Raw genomic sequence first — 15,877 nt, 5'->3', positions numbered from 1 at the left:
CGCCGCGGCACCGGCGCTGTCCACGGCCACGGTCGCGCAATCCGCCGGCGGCGCGCGCGCGCCGTGGCAAGGCGCGGCGGTGTCGGCGCAATCGGTGCCCGCGGTCTATCTGGCCGAATGGAAGAAAGCCAAGAACCGCGACCGTTGCGCGCCGCTGGCGCTGGTCGGCGCGGAAAAGGAAGCCGGGATCAAGGTGCGCCGCGCCAGCTTCTCCGACGGTTGGGCCGTGGCCTACGACGCGCCGGACCAGCGCAGCGCCTTCGGCATCGCCGGTACCGGCCTGGACATCGACGGCAAGGGCTACACCTTCCCCAACAACCTGAGCTGGTCCGACGGCAGCAAGGTCAGCTACGGCCTGGAAGGCGGCACCGGTCCGGGCTACCTCGGTTATCTGGAAGTCGCCGGGCAACGCTGCCTGTACAACGTCTGGTCCGCGCGCGGGCAGAAGCACCTGGAATCGCTGCTGCTGAGCTTGCGCAAGGTGCAGACGCCGTAAGGCCGGCGGCGGTCGACGGCAACCGTCGCGCAATGGCCGACGCCTTCGCGGCGCTGCTGGCGTTCGCCGCCGCGCACCGGGGCCGCATGATCGTCCAGGGCGGCGAGGTGGCGTTGTGCGAGCGGGCCGATGCCGGCGCGGCCGACTGCCGGGCGTGCCGGAATCGGCCCAAACGATGGGAAGCGACCCGGCGAAACAGCGCCGGGCGAAGGCCCGCGAATTGCGCGACGCAGCGGCGCTGTAATCGCCGGCCGAGCGGCGCGATCGCGCCGGGTTACTCGGCTTCGCCCGCCAGCACCGCATCGGCGCGCGCATCCGCGCGCGCCCACAGGTAGATCGTCAATCCGACCAACGCCGTCATCGCCCCGACCACGCCGGTCGAGGTCCAGCCGAACCCGGCGTTGATCGCCATGCCGCCGAGCCACGGGCCCAGCGCATTGGCCATGTTGAAGGCCGAGTGGTTCGACGCGGCCGCCAGCGTCTGCGCCGAGCGCGCCACGTCCATCAGATGCGCCTGCAGCACCGTGGCCAGCGCGCCCATCGTGCCGACCGCCAGCACCGCCGGCAGCACTGTCCACACCGAGCGCGCGGCCAGCGGGAACAGCAGCAGGATCGCCATCGACCACAGCAAGATCCACGCCGCCGCGCGGAACTGCAGCCGGTCGAACAGCCAGCCGCCGCCGAGCGTGCCGAGGATGCCGCCGATGCCGAACGCCATCAGCCCGAACGGAATGAAGGATTCGCGCACGCCGGTGACGTGCACCAGGGTCGGCGCGAGATAGCTGAAAACGCAGAACATGCCGGCGAAGCCGATCGCGCCGATGCCCAGCGCCAGCCACACCGGCTTGCGATTGAAGTCGCGCAGTTCGTTCAACACGTTCGGGCGCGGCGCGTGCATGCCCGGCGGCAGCACGCGCGCGGTCATCGCCACGGTCGCCAGCGCGATCAGCGACACCAGCGCGAACGCCCAGCGCCAGCCGAAGACTTGGCCGAGCCAGGTCGCCAGCGGATTGCCGACCAACAGCGCGATCGACAGCCCCAGCATCACCCGGCCCACCGCGGTGCCGCGCTGCTCGGGCGGGCTGATGCGCACGGCCACCAGCGCGGCGATGCCGAAGTACGCGCCGTGCGGCAAGCCGGCGACGAAGCGGGCGAGCGCGAGCGTGTAGTAGCCCGGCGCGACCGCGCTGGCGAGGTTGCCGAACGCGTAGAAGCCCATCAACGCCAGCAACAGGCTGCGGCGCGACAGCTTCGCGCCGAGGATCGCCAGCGCCGGCGCGCCGACCACCACGCCCAGCGCGTAGGCGCTGATGACGTGGCCGACCTGCGGCTCGTCCACGCCCATCGCGCGGGCGATCTCGGTGATCAGCCCCATCACCACGAACTCGCTGGTGCCGATGGCGAAACCGCCCAGGGCGAGGGCGAACAGGATCAGGCCGACCTGGCGCGGGGACAGGACGGGCGCGGGCGCGGCGGCGCCCGGGGCGGTGGGGGTGGCGGGGGTCATGGGGGGATTATTGTGCTTTGCAGCATCTGGCGCCATTGCAGGGATTGGCCGGAGCCCCGGACTGCTGGAGTTCGACGGCGGACGGCGGCCCAGGCGCGGGTTTCGGCGGGTTTCATCGCAGTTGAAGATTCGCGGTCGCGGCTCGCGCCGCTCCTACAGGTAGCCCATGTAGGAGCGGCGCGAGCCGCGACCGCGCCAACGAAACCACTGCGCCAGTCCCGTCTTCACCATGAATCGTCCCCTGCGACAACGGTAAGCTGCCGCCATGCGCATCCTCCTGCTCGAAGACCAAGCCGACCTGCGCGAAGCCGTCGCCGGCCGCTTGCGCGCGCACGGCCACGCCGTGGACGAAGCCGGCGATCTCGCCGAGGCCGAGTCGTTCGTGCAGTCCTATCCCTACGATGCGTTGGTGCTCGACCGTACCCTGCCCGACGGCGACGCGCTGGGCGCGCTGCAGCGCTGGCGCGAACGCGGCATCGCCGCGCCGGCGCTGTTCCTGACCGCGCGCGATGCGGTCGCCGACCGCGTCGAAGGCTTCGCCGGCGGCGCCGACGACTATCTGGTCAAACCGTTTGCGATGGACGAGCTGATCGCGCGCATCGGCGCCATCGGCCGGCGCGGCGGCGCGATCCGGCCGAGCACGATTCGCATCGCCGATCTGGAGATCGACCTGGGCCGGCGCGAGGCGCGCCGCGCCGGCATCGCGCTGCCGCTGCGGCCCAAGGAATTCGCGCTGCTGCAGTTGCTGGCCGAACGCGCGGGCCAGGCGGTGCCGCGCCAGGACATCCTCGCCGCGTGCTGGGGCGAGGAGCAGCAGCCGGCGTCGAACGCGGAGGAAGTGTTGATCGCCACCTTGCGCCGCAAACTCGGCGAGCCGGCGCTGCTGCGCACGGTGCGCGGTTCGGGCTATCGGCTGGACGCGCCCGATGCCGCGCGCGCGTGATCGCCTGCTGCGCGGCCTGCATCTGCGCCTGACCGCGGTGTGGACCGGCGCCTGGCTGCTGTGCGTGGCCGCGTTGTGCGCGGTCGCGATCTTCACCCATGCGCGGCTGACCCAGCTCGATCTGGCGTCCAACCTGCGCCTGCGCGCGACCGCGGTGTACGGGCTGGCGTGGTTCGACGCCGATGGCCGCCTGCGCGACGAGGTGCTGCGCAAGGAGCCCGGCCTGCTCGACGGCGACGCCGACATCTGGGTGATCGGCAACGGCGCGCCGGCGCGGGTGCTGCTGGCGCCGGCGCGGCCGCGCTTCGATCTGGCCGATCCGTTCGCGCTCGCCGACGCGGCGATGAGCGACGGCCCCGAAGGCCTGCGCGAAGGCCGCGACCGCAACGGCCGCGCTTACCTGCTGCAAGGCAAGGAGACTTACGACGACCGCGATCGCCCGGTCGCGACGATCCTGGTGCTGGCCGATCCGTCCGCGCGCGACGCCGCGCAGGCCGCGTTCGTGCGTTGGACGCTGCTGATCGCCGCCGCGTTCGCCGCGCTCGGCATCGTCGTCGGCAATGTGTTGTCGCGGCGCTCGCTGCGGCCGGCCATCGCCTCGTTCGAGCAGCAGGAGCGTTTTCTCGCCGCGGCCGCGCACGAGCTGCGCACGCCGGTCGCGCGCTTGCAGGCCTTGTGCGAGAGCGCGCACGACGGGCACGAGCCGGCCGAACGCGTGCTGGGCAAGGTCGAACGCGTCGCGGGGCAGACCGCCGGACTGGTCGACAAGTTGTTGCTGTTGGCGCGGCTGGACGCCGCGGCCACGCCGGTGAGCAAGGAACCGGTGCGGCTCGACCTGCTGGTCGAAGCGGTGATCCCCGAAGACCGCGCCATCGAGTTCGACGCGGTCGAGTCGGTGATCGACGCCGATGTGCGCCTGCTGCAGACCGCCGTGCGCAACCTGATCGACAACGCGCTGGTGCACGCGGCGAAGGGCGACAGCGCCGAGCCGGTTGTCGTCACCGTCGAAGCCGGCAAGGTGATCGTCGAAGATCGCGGGCCCGGTTTCCCGGCCGGGTCGCTGGCGCGCTTGCGCGAGCCGTTCGTGTCCGGTCCCGGCAGTCCGGGCAGCGGGCTGGGCTTGTCCATCGTCCAGCACATCGCCGAGTTGCACGGTGGCGAGTTGCGGCTGTCGAACCGGGTCGGCGGGGGCGCGCGTGTGGAGCTGATTTTGAAAGCGCGGGCTTAGCGCGGGAGCAAGAGCAGCGTTGCCTTGAGCCTGCGGGAGCAGGATCAAAATGGATTCCGGCTTTCGCCGGAATGACGGCTGGGGGAGGCTGCCCGCGTGTCGGGACGCTGCACGCATGTAGGGAGGCTGCCCGTGTCGGGAGGCTGCACGCGTGTCGGGAGGCTGCACGCGTGTCGGGTTGCTGCACGCATCGCGGGTTGCTGCACGCGTGTCGGGACGCCGCATGTGTGGGGGAATCCCGCATGGGTTGCGGCGCGCAGGGCGGCTTTCGCGGCGCCCGGGCGGGTATCAGCTGGATATCAGGTTCGCTGGCTAAGGTGCGTCGCGTTGCACGGCTCCCCTTCTCCCGCCCCGAACCCCACAGGCCCGCCGCCATGCCCACGCCCAAATTCTCCCGCGCCCTCCCCGCCGCCCGCCCCGCCTGGCTCGCCCTCGCCGCCGGCGCGCTGTTCGCCGCCGCCCTCGCCCACCCGGGCGCGGCCCGCGCCCAATCCGGCTACCTGCCCGACGAAACCGCGCGCCACGACGCCACCTGGCTGCAGTGGCCGCACGCCTACACCTACGGCCGCGCCTACCGCGACCGCCTCGACCCGACCTGGATCGCGATGACCCGCGCCCTGGTCGCCAGCGAGCAGGTCAACATCGTCGTCTACGACGCCGGCGAACAGGCGCGCGTGCGCAAGCTGCTCGCCGCCGCCGGCGTGCCGCTGGCGAAGGTGAAGTTCCTGGTCCGCGCCACCGACGACGTGTGGGTGCGCGACAACGGCCCGCTGTTCGTGTTCGACCGCGCCGACCGCCTCACCGTCGGCGACTGGGGCTTCAACGGCTGGGGCCTGGACGCGCCGTACCGCAAGGACGACGCCGTGCCGGCCGCGGTCGCGCGCCACCTCGGCCTGCCGAGCGTGGACTTGAACGACGTGGTGCTGGAAGGCGGCGCGATCGAAGTCGACGGCCGCGGCGTGCTGATGGCCACGCGCAGCTCCACCCGCGAGCACAACCGCAACGCCGAACTCAGCGAAGCCGAACTCGAAGCGGTGCTGCGCGACCAGCTCGGCGTCAGCAAGTTCATCTGGCTCGACGGCAAGGACGGCGGCAAGGACGACATCACCGACATGCACATCGACGGCTTCGCCCGCTTCGGCACGCCGGACACCCTCGTCACCATGAGCCGCGCCGACCTGCGCGAATGGGGCCTGTCGGCGAGCGATATCGACCGCCTGTACCGCGCCAGCGACGTCGACGGCAAGCCGTACCGCTTCGTGCAGCTGCCGCTGACCGCGAACGACGTGGTGACGACGTATGGCTACGAGCTCGGCTACAAGGGCTCCTACGTCAACTTCTACGTCGGCAACACCGTGGTGCTGATGCCCGAGTACCAGGACCCCAACGACGCGGTGGCCAAAGCGATCCTGCAGCGCGCGTTCCCGGGCCGCACCGTGGTCGGCATCGACGTGCGCAACCTGTACCGCAACGGCGGCATGGTCCATTGCGTGACCCAGCAGCAGCCGGCGGCGTTGTAAGGCGGCGGCGCGCGCCGGAATGCGATCCGGCCGGCCCGCAGCGACAGCGGGCCGGCCGTCGGTGCGTGCGCGCGATGCGCCGGCGTCAGGCGCGTTCGAGCAAGCGCACGCCCACGTCCTCGCCCAGCGCGCCGGGCGGATAGTGCACGAGCCCGGCGGAACCGGCGAGCAGCACACAACCGCCGCCGAGATAACCCCACTCCTCGGCGATGTAGCCTTCCAGCGCGGCCTGTTCGTCGATCAGCACCACCACCTTGCAGCGATCGTTCTCGCCGAAGCTGGCGATATCGCCCAAGCGCACGTCCTGCCCGTCGTGATAATGCATCGTGGCCATGCCCGGCTCCGCGAGAGTCCGCCGCGGCGGGGGCCGCGGCGCAGCCAGCTTAGCGCCGCAGCCGGTCGGCGAACTGTCGGCCCGTCGGCGAATCGGCGTTCAACGTTCGCATTGGCCGGCGAATATGCCCGCGCCGCGCACCGTCCGGCCCTGCGCTTCGGCGTCGGCCGCGGCTGGATGATCGAGCCACTGCGCGCGCCAGATCTGGTTCGCGCCGCCGTTCCACGAGAACGAAATCACCGGATTGCCCTCGCCGGTGCCCGACTCGCTGATGTCCACCACCGCGCCGTGGTACGGATCGTTGAGCGCGAACCAGCAGTCCTCGACGAAATCCAGCGCGAACTCCGGCGGAGCGATGCGGTCGCCGTCCTGCGGCTGCGACAGCTGCTCCAGGATCAATTGATCGCTGGCCGTGCCTTCCCACGACAGGTACTGGCTGGTATCGGCGTCCCAGGCCAGGCTGAAAGCGCTGCGGCCCAGCGCGTTGACCCGCATCACCGTCTGCCCGCCGCTGCCGGCCGACAGGCGATGCACCGCGGCGACCGACCATCCGGACGAATCCGGCGTCGGCGGGAACACACCCAGCGCCACGTCCGGATCCAGGTAGGAGATCAGGCGGATGCGTTTGTTGCCGGAAAATTCGCCGATGCTGGTGAGATTGCCGTAAGCGTCCATCGCGGGGCCCCTGTGCGCGGCGGAGTGCCGCCACCGTTCAACGCGGGGCCCGCGGCGGACAGGCCAGCCGCGGCGAACGGCGGGTTCGGCGTCCCTGCGCGAACCCGCCCCGGACCATCGGCGCGATGCAGCGGCCGCTCGCCCGCCGACGCACCGATGCCCGGACACCTCGCGGCTTACAGCTCCTTGGCCACAATCCCCGACGCCGCGCCCGCCGCCGGGCCGGCCGCCGGCGCCGTGACCGGATTGGAGCCCAGCACCGCGCCGACCGCGGCATCGGTGGCGACGGTCGCCACCACCTTGATCACCACGCGCAGCCACTTCGGCAGTTTCGCGTGCGAATCTTCCAGGCGGTCGATGTAGTACGGCGTCCAGAACTGCAGCGAATGCCGCGCCGTGCTCAGCGAGGCCAGGATGCCGCGCGCGCCCGGCGACTTGTCGCCCAGTTGCGCCAGCGCCTGCGCTTCCAGCGCCGCCAGCGCCCGGTCGATCTCTTCCGGCGACTGCGCCTGCGGCGACAGCGCGGCTTCGATGCGCTTGACGAAGGCGTACTCGGCCGCGCTGAACTGGCCGCGGTACGGCTCGATGCGCTGGCTGTAGCTCAGGTTCGGGTTGGTCGGCATGTACGGCTGGAAGGTCTGGATGAAATCGTCCAGCGAGCCCTGCGGCCGATAGCCGCAGCGCGTCACCAGCAGTTGCAGCGACGGCGGCTGCGACGCGTCGGCCATCAGGCAGCCCAGGTAGGCGTTGTGCTCGACGCCGACGTTGTCGAGCGGATTGCCGGCCGCCGCGGCCGACGAACTGAAGCCGGCGGCGGCCAGCGCGAGAGCCAGCGTGGCGGAGGCGACGAGGCGATGCTTGGCGATCATGACGGGTTCCTTTGCGAAGTGTTTCGCGTTGAGGGAAAGGCCGCATCCGCGTCCTGCGGAACCGGTGCGGTGAGCGCACAGTGGCCGCCGCCGCGGCGGCAAAGCGAGGAAGGATCGGGGTGGTTTTGGGGAAGCACGCGGAACGCGGCGGGCGTTATCGGGAACGCTTCGCGCAAGCTGTGAACGGCGGCCGCAACGACGACGACGCGCGTCAATATTCATTTTTGGCGACAGGCTCAGCGCATCTGGCTATGCTCGGCGCTCAGGGCCGCCTCGACGCGCGCGCGCGCGCCGCGGCCACGGACCGGCGCCGCCGCGCCGGCACGAATCGGGAGAGTTCCATGCGCCACCGCTCGCGTATCGCCGCCTACGGCCTGAACCTGGCGCTCGCTTTCGCCGCCGCCGGCGCCTGCGCGCAGATACCGGCCGCCCGCAGCGACGCCGCGCCCACGCGCAACGACATCGATCGCCGCTCCTTCTATCAGCGCCTCGCCGACGCGCACGCGCTCGCCCGCGACGGCCAGCCGCAGCAAGCCGGCAGCGCCTTCGCCGAACTGATGGCGCAGCCGCCGTTCGCCGTGCTGCCCGACGCCGAACGCCGCGCCGCCCTGGCCGCAGCCGGCGAAAGCGCCATCGCCCGCGACGACCTGGCGCTCGCCGCCGAGCTCTATCGCCAGGCCGCGCAGGCCGACGGCACCGCCGATGAGTGGTACCGCCTGGCGCTGATCGAATTCGACCGCGAACGCCCGGACGCCGCCGCGCAAGCCATGATCCAGCTGGTCGAACGCTGGCCGGAAACCCTGCCCCAACTCAACGAGACCGTGCTGTTCCAGCTGCAGTACCGGCTCGAACCCACGTCCGACACGCGCCTGGCCCTGCTGCGCGCGTTGTTCGACGCCAACTGGATCAGCCGCACCAGCGACCTCAGCCCGATCTGGCTCAACCTCGCCGAAATGCTGGTCGAACGCGGCCGCCGCGACGACGCGCGCTTAGTGGCGCGGCGCATCCAGGGCCCGCTGCAATTGGTGGCGCTGCGCAGCGACAAGCGCTTCGACTTCATGGTGCGCGGCGACAGCCCGACCTTCGACGTCGACAACGCCGCGCGCCGCCAGGTCGAAAGCCTGCGCGAAAAATCCGAACTGGCGCCGCGCAGCCTCGACGCGCGCAGCCAGCTCAGCTACGCATTGCTGATCGCCGGCCGCGACGCCGAGGTGCTGGCGCTCAACGACGAAGTGAAACGGCGCATCGCCGACGCGCCGGCCGACCAGGCGCCGTACGACGACCTCGACGAACGCGTCTGGGTGATGAACAACGCCGCCATCGCCCTGCGCCGCAGCGGCCGCACCGACGAGGCCATCGCCGAACTCGAACGCGCCAGCCGCCTGAGCGAACAAGGCGGCGCCAACGTCAGCCAGACCCTCAACCTCGCCACCACGTACTGCAGCCTCGAACGTCCCGACGACGCGCTCGCCGCGCTGGCCCGCACCGGCGAGAACACCAGCGGCTACGCGCGCCTGATCGTGCACGCCGTGCGCCTGTGCGCCGCCACCGCCAAGAGCGACCGCGCCGCCGAGCAAAAAGCGCTGGACTACCTGCGCGAACATCGCGGCGACGGCCAACAGGTCTACCTGGAAGCGCTGCTGCGCACCCGGCGCCTGGACGACGCCGCCCGGCTGCTGGCCGAACTGATGGCCTCGCCCACCGACCGGCTGGAAACCTTGAGCTGGCTGCAGGACTACCGGCGCGCCGACGCGCTGCCCGGCGACGTCGCCTTCCGCAAGGCGCGCGCCGAACTGCTGGCGCGCGCGGACGTGCGCGCGACGATCGCGGCGGTGGGCCGGATCGAACGCTACGCGATCTACGGTTCGGGCGAAATGGACTGAGGCCGCGCCTCAACCGCGCCGCGCCGCCTCGATCTTGGCGATATCGATCTTGCCCATCGTCATCATCGCGTCGAACGCGCGCTTGGCCGCGGCGCGGTCCGGATCGGTGAAGGCGTCGAGCAACGCGCGCGGCGTGATCTGCCACGACAGCCCCCACTTGTCCTTGCACCAGCCGCAAGCGCTTTCCTTGCCGCCGTTGCTCACGATCGCATTCCACAAACGATCGGTTTCCTCCTGATCGTCGGTGGCGATCTGGAACGAAAACGCCTCATCGTGCTTGAACGCCGGCCCGCCGTTCAAACCCACGCACGGAATGCCCGCCACGGTGAACTCCACCGTCAACACATCGCCCTGCTGGCCGTCGGGATAATCGCCCGGCGCATGATGGACCGCCGTCACCGCGCTGTCCGGAAACGTCTTCGCATAGAACTCGGCCGCTTCCAGCGCGGTGCCGTCGTACCATAGGCAAACGGTGTTCTTCGCGGTCATCGCCGCTCTCCTGCTGTAAGGATGGAACCTGCGTAGGTACCGCATGGAACGACGATGGCGCTAGTGCCGAAGCGAACGAAATTCACATGACACCGCTGCGCGCGCACCGGCGATGGCGAATCGTGTTGATGAACGGGGCCCGCGTCACACCTCGGTCCGGCCGCCGACCGGACGTCCCGCTCAGTCTTCCTGCCCCTGCGGCAATGCCAGACCCGCCGAACCGGCGACCACCTTGCGCACGCTGGAGACCGCCGCGGACGACAACGCCCCCTTGACCACGAACGCCGGCGTATCGCCGCCGATATCGGTCAGCGAGGCATACACCAACCGCGTCCCCACGGCCGTCGGCGTCATCAGCCACTCACCGCGCGAGCGCAGCGCGATGCAATCGGCGGGCGGCTTCGCATCGGCCCCGTCCAGCGACGCGAATTTCACCCGGATCGCACCGCCGGCCAAGGCCTGGCGTTCGAAGCGCATCGAATAACAACGATCCGTCGCTACCGGCGTGCTGAGCACGTCGGACCAGACCACCACCTCCGGCGAGCGTTGGAGGAAGCTGCGGCGGATGTTCTTGTTCTTCGCGTCGAGGTATTTGCCGAGCAGAAAGTCCGCGACCGCGTCGGGCGAGACCTTCACCGACGTGCTGACTCGCAGCTCGTCGAAACGCCCGCCGGGGATGCGGCGGGCTTCCAGGTGGATGCCGTTTTCGTTGCTGAGGGTGCGCCAGGGGGCCGACTGTGCGCTGGCTCCCAGCGGCCAGACGACTGCCATGCACAACAGCGCCGCCGCGCAACCGGCCGGGACGCTGCGGACAACGGGATAGCGGCCGTGGGCTGGAATACGGATCGACCCCATGGCTCGTCTCCTGGCACGTGGGCCGTTATCTGGATTCGATGCGATGGGTGTGACAGAGGCAAGACAGGCCACGTGCGGGTGGGCAACGGCGCGCCACTCGGGTCGGAAGTCGAGCCTATCAGCGCATAGCGGCTCGCGACCGCGGGCACGCTTCACTTGCTCCCACAATGCGTCCGGAATTCTGCTCTTCCAAACGCCGTGCAGCAGCCATCTGGCTGCCGCATCCACCAGTCAGCTATAAGTCCGGCCTTGCTGATGGGAGGTTCTTCGATGGAAGATCGATTCTGTTCTCTGCCACGAACTTGCTGGCCTTTTCGATATCGACCAGATGGATTTCGGTCAGGCACCTCTCGCCAGGGCTGAACTTTCCCAGGTTCACGTCCACGCCGTTCGCCACTGCGGAACGCGTGTCGTAGTTCGGCCCCTCGGAAAATGGGTAGCTGACGGGCCCGACGGGAACGGCACCGACGATTCGCGCAGCGTTCTCCAAGGGAAAACATGGCTCACGATCCACCGCGATGCTTAGCACCCCTGCGGCGGTGTAGTCGAGCACGGCGTTGAGCCGATAGCCATCGGCGAGCATCAAGGGGCCGCGCTCATTCACGATTTCGCCGTTGAGCGTCCCCGGCGCTTCTGCATATCCCGCGGCATCAAATATTTCTCGTGTAATTTTATGCAGTCCGCCCTCTCCCTGAAGCAGCGAAAGTGTAAGAAGGCGCTCCAGAGTCATCGAATGAGTTGCTGGATGCTGCATTTTCTCGCTATGCGCTCGCGAAGGCCTTACAGAACATGCACCGACCGTCGCGATCATGGTTATGATCGACAACAGTCGCGCAATCGGCGCCGTTTCTTCTCTCCACATCATTTGCCACCTCGCTCCGAGCAGTTGGCTCACAGAAGATCGGCTTCCAAGCAGGATCTGCCACTACGATGTCAACGAATGACACTCGCCAAGCCGTTGCTCAGCAAGCCAAACGGTATAGCCCTAGGAAAAGCGCAACTCTGAGTATCGCTATTGCAGCGCTTCTTTCGGGTTGCATAACCACCGCCAAGACTTCTTCGCCCTCAACCGAACAGCTCACGATAGAACGCCTTTTGACTGCGCCCCTGAGCGGAATCGAAGGTAGAAATACCGTCCGGTCCGCGTTGATCCTGGCCTATGGCATCAGGGATCCGCAATCCAAGCACATTGAGAACCAACCAATAACTTTGGCGGACCGCCACGTCCTTTCCATGTTCTGGCTAGAGCCGCCGCCCGCGGATTTCCTGTCGGTCGCTGTCGAACCTGAGCCCTGCTTCTCTACCGAGCGAGCGCTACGGCTCACCCAGGCGAAGCCTCACACCGAACAACAACCGCCCGGCGCCAAGACCTACGACGCGATCCGCAAGGGGATGATGGTGAGCTTCAGCACCACGCCCGACGAAAGATGCGTTTCGTTCATTCATATCGAGAGAGAACCACATCGGCATGCAGCCATTTTCCAGGCCGGCCTTAGCGCCCACCGAGTGTCGGTCCCTTTGACTGCTCGCTTTGTACCTGCCCAGGTTGCTGAGCCATATCGACTTGCTGCACAAGCCGTTCGTTGATCGCTTCTACTTTAGCGAACGATGCCTCCACCGGCATCCGAACCGCATCGTCTGTCTTCATGTGCACGCGCAGATTCGCCGGATCGTCCAAGCGCCCCTGAACTACAAAGACATTCTCGCCAGCGGCGACGTGCGCATGCTTGGCGCTGAAGACCACGTGGTCCACGCGCGCTAGGCCGCCGTCTTTTGCCAGCGCGAGCAAGCTTGCGGTAAGACGCTCGCTGGCCGCGGCGTGCGTTCGTCCCTGAGTCTGGTCGTGCTGCTTTACATGCCCCGCGATCTGCGAGTAAAGCGCGTGATCCGGATGCCCCGGCGAGGACGGCACAGCGCGGCCTGAACTCGCCGCTTCGCTTGGTTGAACACCAGGCTCCAGCGGCACATGCTGATTCAAACTGGGGCCGCTTTTGGTGTGATCGAAATGCTTCAGCACAGGCGGCGACTGGCTGGTGTCGTAGTACGCCTGCCGCTCCTCAGGCCGCACATTGATATCCAAACCCAAGCGCTCGATGAGTCGCTCGTCCAGGCGAAGTTGCCGCATATCGATATGCATTTGCGGCGCGACGCCGTTGACCGGGTGCGCATAGGTCCGGTCGAGCGTGATCGCCCGCGAGATCGCGCTCATCCCGGAGAAATTGATGTTGTCGGCCTCGCGATGCGGTCCCAACGTGGAAGTCCGCTCGACCGGCACGCCGGGGTAACCCTTCGGGAACTTATCGAAGTAGAGACGCCCCATGGCCGCCACGTTGGCCGGGGTCTCCGATAGCGTCAGATCGCTATTGAAGGTCAGGCCGGCTTTTGGACTGAACTGCTTGGTCGTCGCGTCGTACTCGACAAAATCGCGGCTGCGCATGCTTGAGGCATACATATCCGCCAAGGTCACCGGCCCGTTTTCTTGCTGACGGCTCAACAATGCATTCCATCCGCCGATATGGGACTTCGCTTCGTTTTCGCGTGCCGCCTGAATCCGACTTCCGATGGCAGCGGTGTAGTCGTTGACCGGATTGCTGTCCTGAGCGATACGCGAAACTTCCCGATCGAAATCGGCAGCGGATCTGACGTAGCTGGCGTAGTTGAAGCCGTGCTGGATTTCGTGTCCCAGGGTGAACGTCAGATTGTTTCGGTCGATTTGACCGGACGCATCCGATTGCAAGATCGAGGCCGGAAGGCTCATCGTTTTGGTTGCACCGTGGTAGCTCCCTCCCAGCCCCGCTTCCGGCGGAGAAATGGCGAAGTTCTGCAGATGCGGATGAGGGTGTGCCGTCGCGGCCGCCTTGATTTGTTGCGAAAGCACAGGCGCGCTGTTGATGCTGCTTTGCAGGTTGTCGAGCATGCCTTGAGTGACTGCCTGCTGACGGCCCGCCTCGTCCTTATACGGCGTATGGGCGAATCGGACCGCCATCTCCTGCACATGGAGCGTGGCGGACAGGTCGGCGGTTGGAATTCCGCCGGTAGATTGAAAGCAGGCGGCCGGCAAAGTGACGACACCGGCCTGCAAGTCGTATGTTCCCGCCGAATTCTTCGGGCCTCCGGGCGCCTGTATGGCGAACCCGTTCAGTTGGCCGGCCGACGCAAGCTGATTGAAACGAGTCAAAAGCCCGGCGTCGGCCGCGAAAGCGCCCCGCAGTTGTGCAGTTTGGTCGCCCGTAACGCCTGACTGAGCGGAGAATCGATCAATGGCGGATCGAAGCTGAGCATTAGGCTGCGCCATCGTCAGTCGGCCCCATGGACCGAGATCGACTCTACGCACGGGTGGCCCAGTTTCTCCTCGGAGCTTTGGGCCTCATAGCGCGGCAGCACGCTTATCCGTATCGCTCCGCGATAGAAACGGTACTCCACGATTCGTCCGAACTCATCGCGGGTGTCGGCCATCGTGAAGCCCATCGACTTCAAGACGGCTGCGTAAGCCTCGAAATCCATTCCGCAGACCGGCGCCATGTCTGCGTCCGGGGTACCGGGATTTCTGAACTCCAGACTAGCCGTCTTCCACCCCAGCCCTGGGCTCTTGTAGTAATCCAACGCGTAGTACCAACCGGTCTTCGGCTCGTGAATCGTGAAAGAGTGGAGCTTGCCGGCGGGCGCGTAGCGCATCGGCAGCCGCGTCGCCTCGGCCACCCGCTCGGGCGACAGTTCATCGATGCTGCGCAGGCCGTCCACGAGCTTCAAGAAGCGCTGGCCGATCTCCTTTGGCGTGATGTCCGGGTAATCGCTGGCCGAGCTGGGCTTGAACGTTTCGGACGAGAACATGGAGGAAGGCTCCGAAGCGGGAGAACGGACTGCCGCCGATTTGTGCGGCGACTGAGCGCATGCGGTGAGGGCGATGGAGGCGATCAGCCACCCGCCGAACTTTCCGAGCCGGATTCTTCGCGTGCGTTCCACGACGGAGCGTTGGGGGCCGTCCATGTCTTCTGGATACTCCTTGCCGACGATTCGGGCCGAGAGTACGACAAACGCGTTCGGTTCGTCTTCGACGGTCAGCATGCCGTTTGCGAACGATGTGGAACCGATGCGCCTTAATTACTGCTATCGCCAAGCGATGCGAAGTTCATGTGACTTCAAAGCAGCAAAAAGCTTTATCGAAGCAGCTCCGAGGGACATCGGAAGCCGCGAGAGCTTCATCGTTAGAGCTTTTTAGGGTTCGCGTAAGCAAAATTTGTTCTCGCATGAGCAAATTTCGGACTCACGTGAAGCAAATCCGGACTCGCGTGAGGAAATTTCGGACTCGCATAGAGCAAATCGGGACTCGCATGAACAAATTTCGGACTTGCGTGGAGCAAATTCGGACTCGCATGAAGCAAATCCGGACTCGCGTAAGCAAATTTCGGACTCACGAGAGCCGATTTGGGACTCTCGGGCGCCCGCGCCGTTCTAGAGCAGGCCTACCGGGCTACCGCAAGCGCGATATCGCACTAGCAAAGGAACCACGACGCACTCGCGAGCCTCGCATCGGTCCAACCGCCCATCCAACCGGGCCGGCCAGTCCCGAGCAAACTCGCGCCCATCGACCCAACTCGCCCGAAAGCGCAGACAGAGAACGGAAGGCGGCGAATCCGGCAGGGACCGGCCTGATCCGACGCCGCTCAGGCGCTCAGGCCCGAGCGAGCAACACCAGATTGGCGTCGCGCGCCAGCCCCTCGGCGTCGTAATAAAACAGCCCGACCGCCTCGACCGAGATCATGCAGCCGTGGACCAGATAGTCCCACTCCGCGGCGACATAACCGGGCAGCGCGGTCTGCTCGGCGATCATGACCACGACGGTCCCCTGCCCCTCGTCGCCCCAGCGGACGCGGTCGCCCAGCCGAACCGGCGGGCCCGCATGATAGTGCAGTGGCGTCATCGCCGGCTCCGTCGCAGGCTCAATCTGCGGAGTCTACGCGCGGGGCGCGATCGCATCGCGGCGAACGCGCGACCGGCCCTAATCGCCCGCCCCACCCGCCTGCGCCAGCCGGGCCTTGAGGTCGGCCACGGCCTTGCGCTGCTCGGACTTGGACAGC

15 protein-coding genes are annotated in these 15,877 nt (G+C 67.5%); 5 read left to right on the top strand and 10 right to left on the bottom strand.

Going from position 1 to position 15,877, the window contains the following annotated elements:
* A partial coding sequence (locus tag A7A76_RS17060; protein ID WP_206412327.1) for a hypothetical protein occupies window positions 1–496 on the top strand: 496 nt, incomplete at its 5' end.
* Between the two features lie 274 nt (window positions 497–770).
* On the opposite strand, the gene A7A76_RS17055 is transcribed toward A7A76_RS17060, so the two are convergent.
* The gene (locus tag A7A76_RS17055; RefSeq protein ID WP_206412326.1) at window positions 771–2,003 is read right to left on the bottom strand and encodes an MFS transporter; all 1,233 of its coding nucleotides are present in this window, start codon (window positions 2,001–2,003) and stop codon (window positions 771–773) included.
* Window positions 2,004–2,268: 265 nt separating this feature from the next.
* Here A7A76_RS17055 and A7A76_RS17050 point away from each other — a divergent pair, with 265 nt between their 5' ends.
* The 3 genes from A7A76_RS17050 (at window position 2,269) to A7A76_RS17040 (ending at window position 5,694) form a co-directional block, all read left to right on the top strand.
* The gene (locus tag A7A76_RS17050) at window positions 2,269–2,946 is read left to right on the top strand and encodes a winged helix-turn-helix domain-containing protein (RefSeq protein WP_206412325.1); all 678 of its coding nucleotides are present in this window, start codon (window positions 2,269–2,271) and stop codon (window positions 2,944–2,946) included.
* A complete protein-coding gene (locus A7A76_RS17045; protein WP_206412324.1) occupies window positions 2,930–4,174 on the top strand; it encodes a sensor histidine kinase in 1,245 nt (414 codons plus the stop codon). Before A7A76_RS17050 ends, A7A76_RS17045 begins: the two co-directional genes overlap by 17 nt.
* A gap of 374 nt (window positions 4,175–4,548) precedes the next feature.
* Window positions 4,549–5,694, top strand: coding sequence for an agmatine deiminase family protein (locus A7A76_RS17040; RefSeq protein WP_206412323.1), 1,146 nt, complete (start codon window positions 4,549–4,551; stop codon window positions 5,692–5,694).
* Between the two features lie 85 nt (window positions 5,695–5,779).
* Here A7A76_RS17040 and A7A76_RS17035 read toward each other — a convergent pair whose 3' ends face one another.
* The 3 genes from A7A76_RS17035 to A7A76_RS17025 all read right to left on the bottom strand — a co-directional run bounded on the left by A7A76_RS17035 (window position 5,780) and on the right by A7A76_RS17025 (window position 7,572).
* Window positions 5,780–6,028, bottom strand: coding sequence for a hypothetical protein (locus A7A76_RS17035; RefSeq protein ID WP_206412322.1), 249 nt, complete (start codon window positions 6,026–6,028; stop codon window positions 5,780–5,782).
* A 99-nt stretch (window positions 6,029–6,127) separates the two neighbouring features.
* Window positions 6,128–6,703 (bottom strand): hypothetical protein, encoded by a 576-nt coding sequence (locus A7A76_RS17030; protein WP_206412321.1) that lies wholly within the window; start codon window positions 6,701–6,703, stop codon window positions 6,128–6,130.
* A gap of 176 nt (window positions 6,704–6,879) precedes the next feature.
* Window positions 6,880–7,572 (bottom strand): hypothetical protein, encoded by a 693-nt coding sequence (locus tag A7A76_RS17025; RefSeq protein ID WP_206412320.1) that lies wholly within the window; start codon window positions 7,570–7,572, stop codon window positions 6,880–6,882.
* 341 nt (window positions 7,573–7,913) lie between these two features.
* Here A7A76_RS17025 and A7A76_RS17020 point away from each other — a divergent pair, with 341 nt between their 5' ends.
* Window positions 7,914–9,455: a hypothetical protein gene (locus A7A76_RS17020; protein ID WP_206412319.1), complete on the top strand. Its 1,542-nt coding sequence runs from the start codon at window positions 7,914–7,916 to the stop codon at window positions 9,453–9,455.
* A gap of 9 nt (window positions 9,456–9,464) precedes the next feature.
* Here the strand turns inward: A7A76_RS17020 and A7A76_RS17015 are convergent, their stop codons facing one another.
* From A7A76_RS17015 to A7A76_RS16990, 6 genes are all read right to left on the bottom strand, one after another.
* Window positions 9,465–9,944, bottom strand: a complete 480-nt coding sequence (locus A7A76_RS17015) for a VOC family protein (RefSeq protein ID WP_206412318.1) — start codon at window positions 9,942–9,944, stop codon at window positions 9,465–9,467.
* Between the two features lie 180 nt (window positions 9,945–10,124).
* Window positions 10,125–10,799: a hypothetical protein gene (locus A7A76_RS17010; protein ID WP_206412317.1), complete on the bottom strand. Its 675-nt coding sequence runs from the start codon at window positions 10,797–10,799 to the stop codon at window positions 10,125–10,127.
* A 235-nt stretch (window positions 10,800–11,034) separates the two neighbouring features.
* Entirely contained in the window at window positions 11,035–11,694 is a 660-nt protein-coding gene (locus tag A7A76_RS17005; protein ID WP_206412316.1) for a hypothetical protein, read from the bottom strand.
* Between the two features lie 597 nt (window positions 11,695–12,291).
* Window positions 12,292–14,094, bottom strand: coding sequence for an XVIPCD domain-containing protein (locus tag A7A76_RS17000; protein ID WP_206412315.1), 1,803 nt, complete (start codon window positions 14,092–14,094; stop codon window positions 12,292–12,294).
* Window positions 14,095–14,096: 2 nt separating this feature from the next.
* On the bottom strand, window positions 14,097–14,864 hold the full coding sequence (locus A7A76_RS16995) for a hypothetical protein (RefSeq protein ID WP_206412314.1): 768 nt from the start codon (window positions 14,862–14,864) through the stop codon (window positions 14,097–14,099).
* A gap of 607 nt (window positions 14,865–15,471) precedes the next feature.
* Complete coding sequence (locus tag A7A76_RS16990; RefSeq protein ID WP_206412313.1) at window positions 15,472–15,720, bottom strand: hypothetical protein; 249 nt, start codon at window positions 15,718–15,720, stop codon at window positions 15,472–15,474.
* Window positions 15,721–15,877: the final 157 nt, after the last annotated feature.

The organism is Lysobacter enzymogenes (genome assembly GCF_017168095.1).
GTDB lineage: Bacteria > Pseudomonadota > Gammaproteobacteria > Xanthomonadales > Xanthomonadaceae > Lysobacter > Lysobacter enzymogenes_D.
This window is presented reverse-complemented; position numbering and strand designations above follow the sequence as displayed.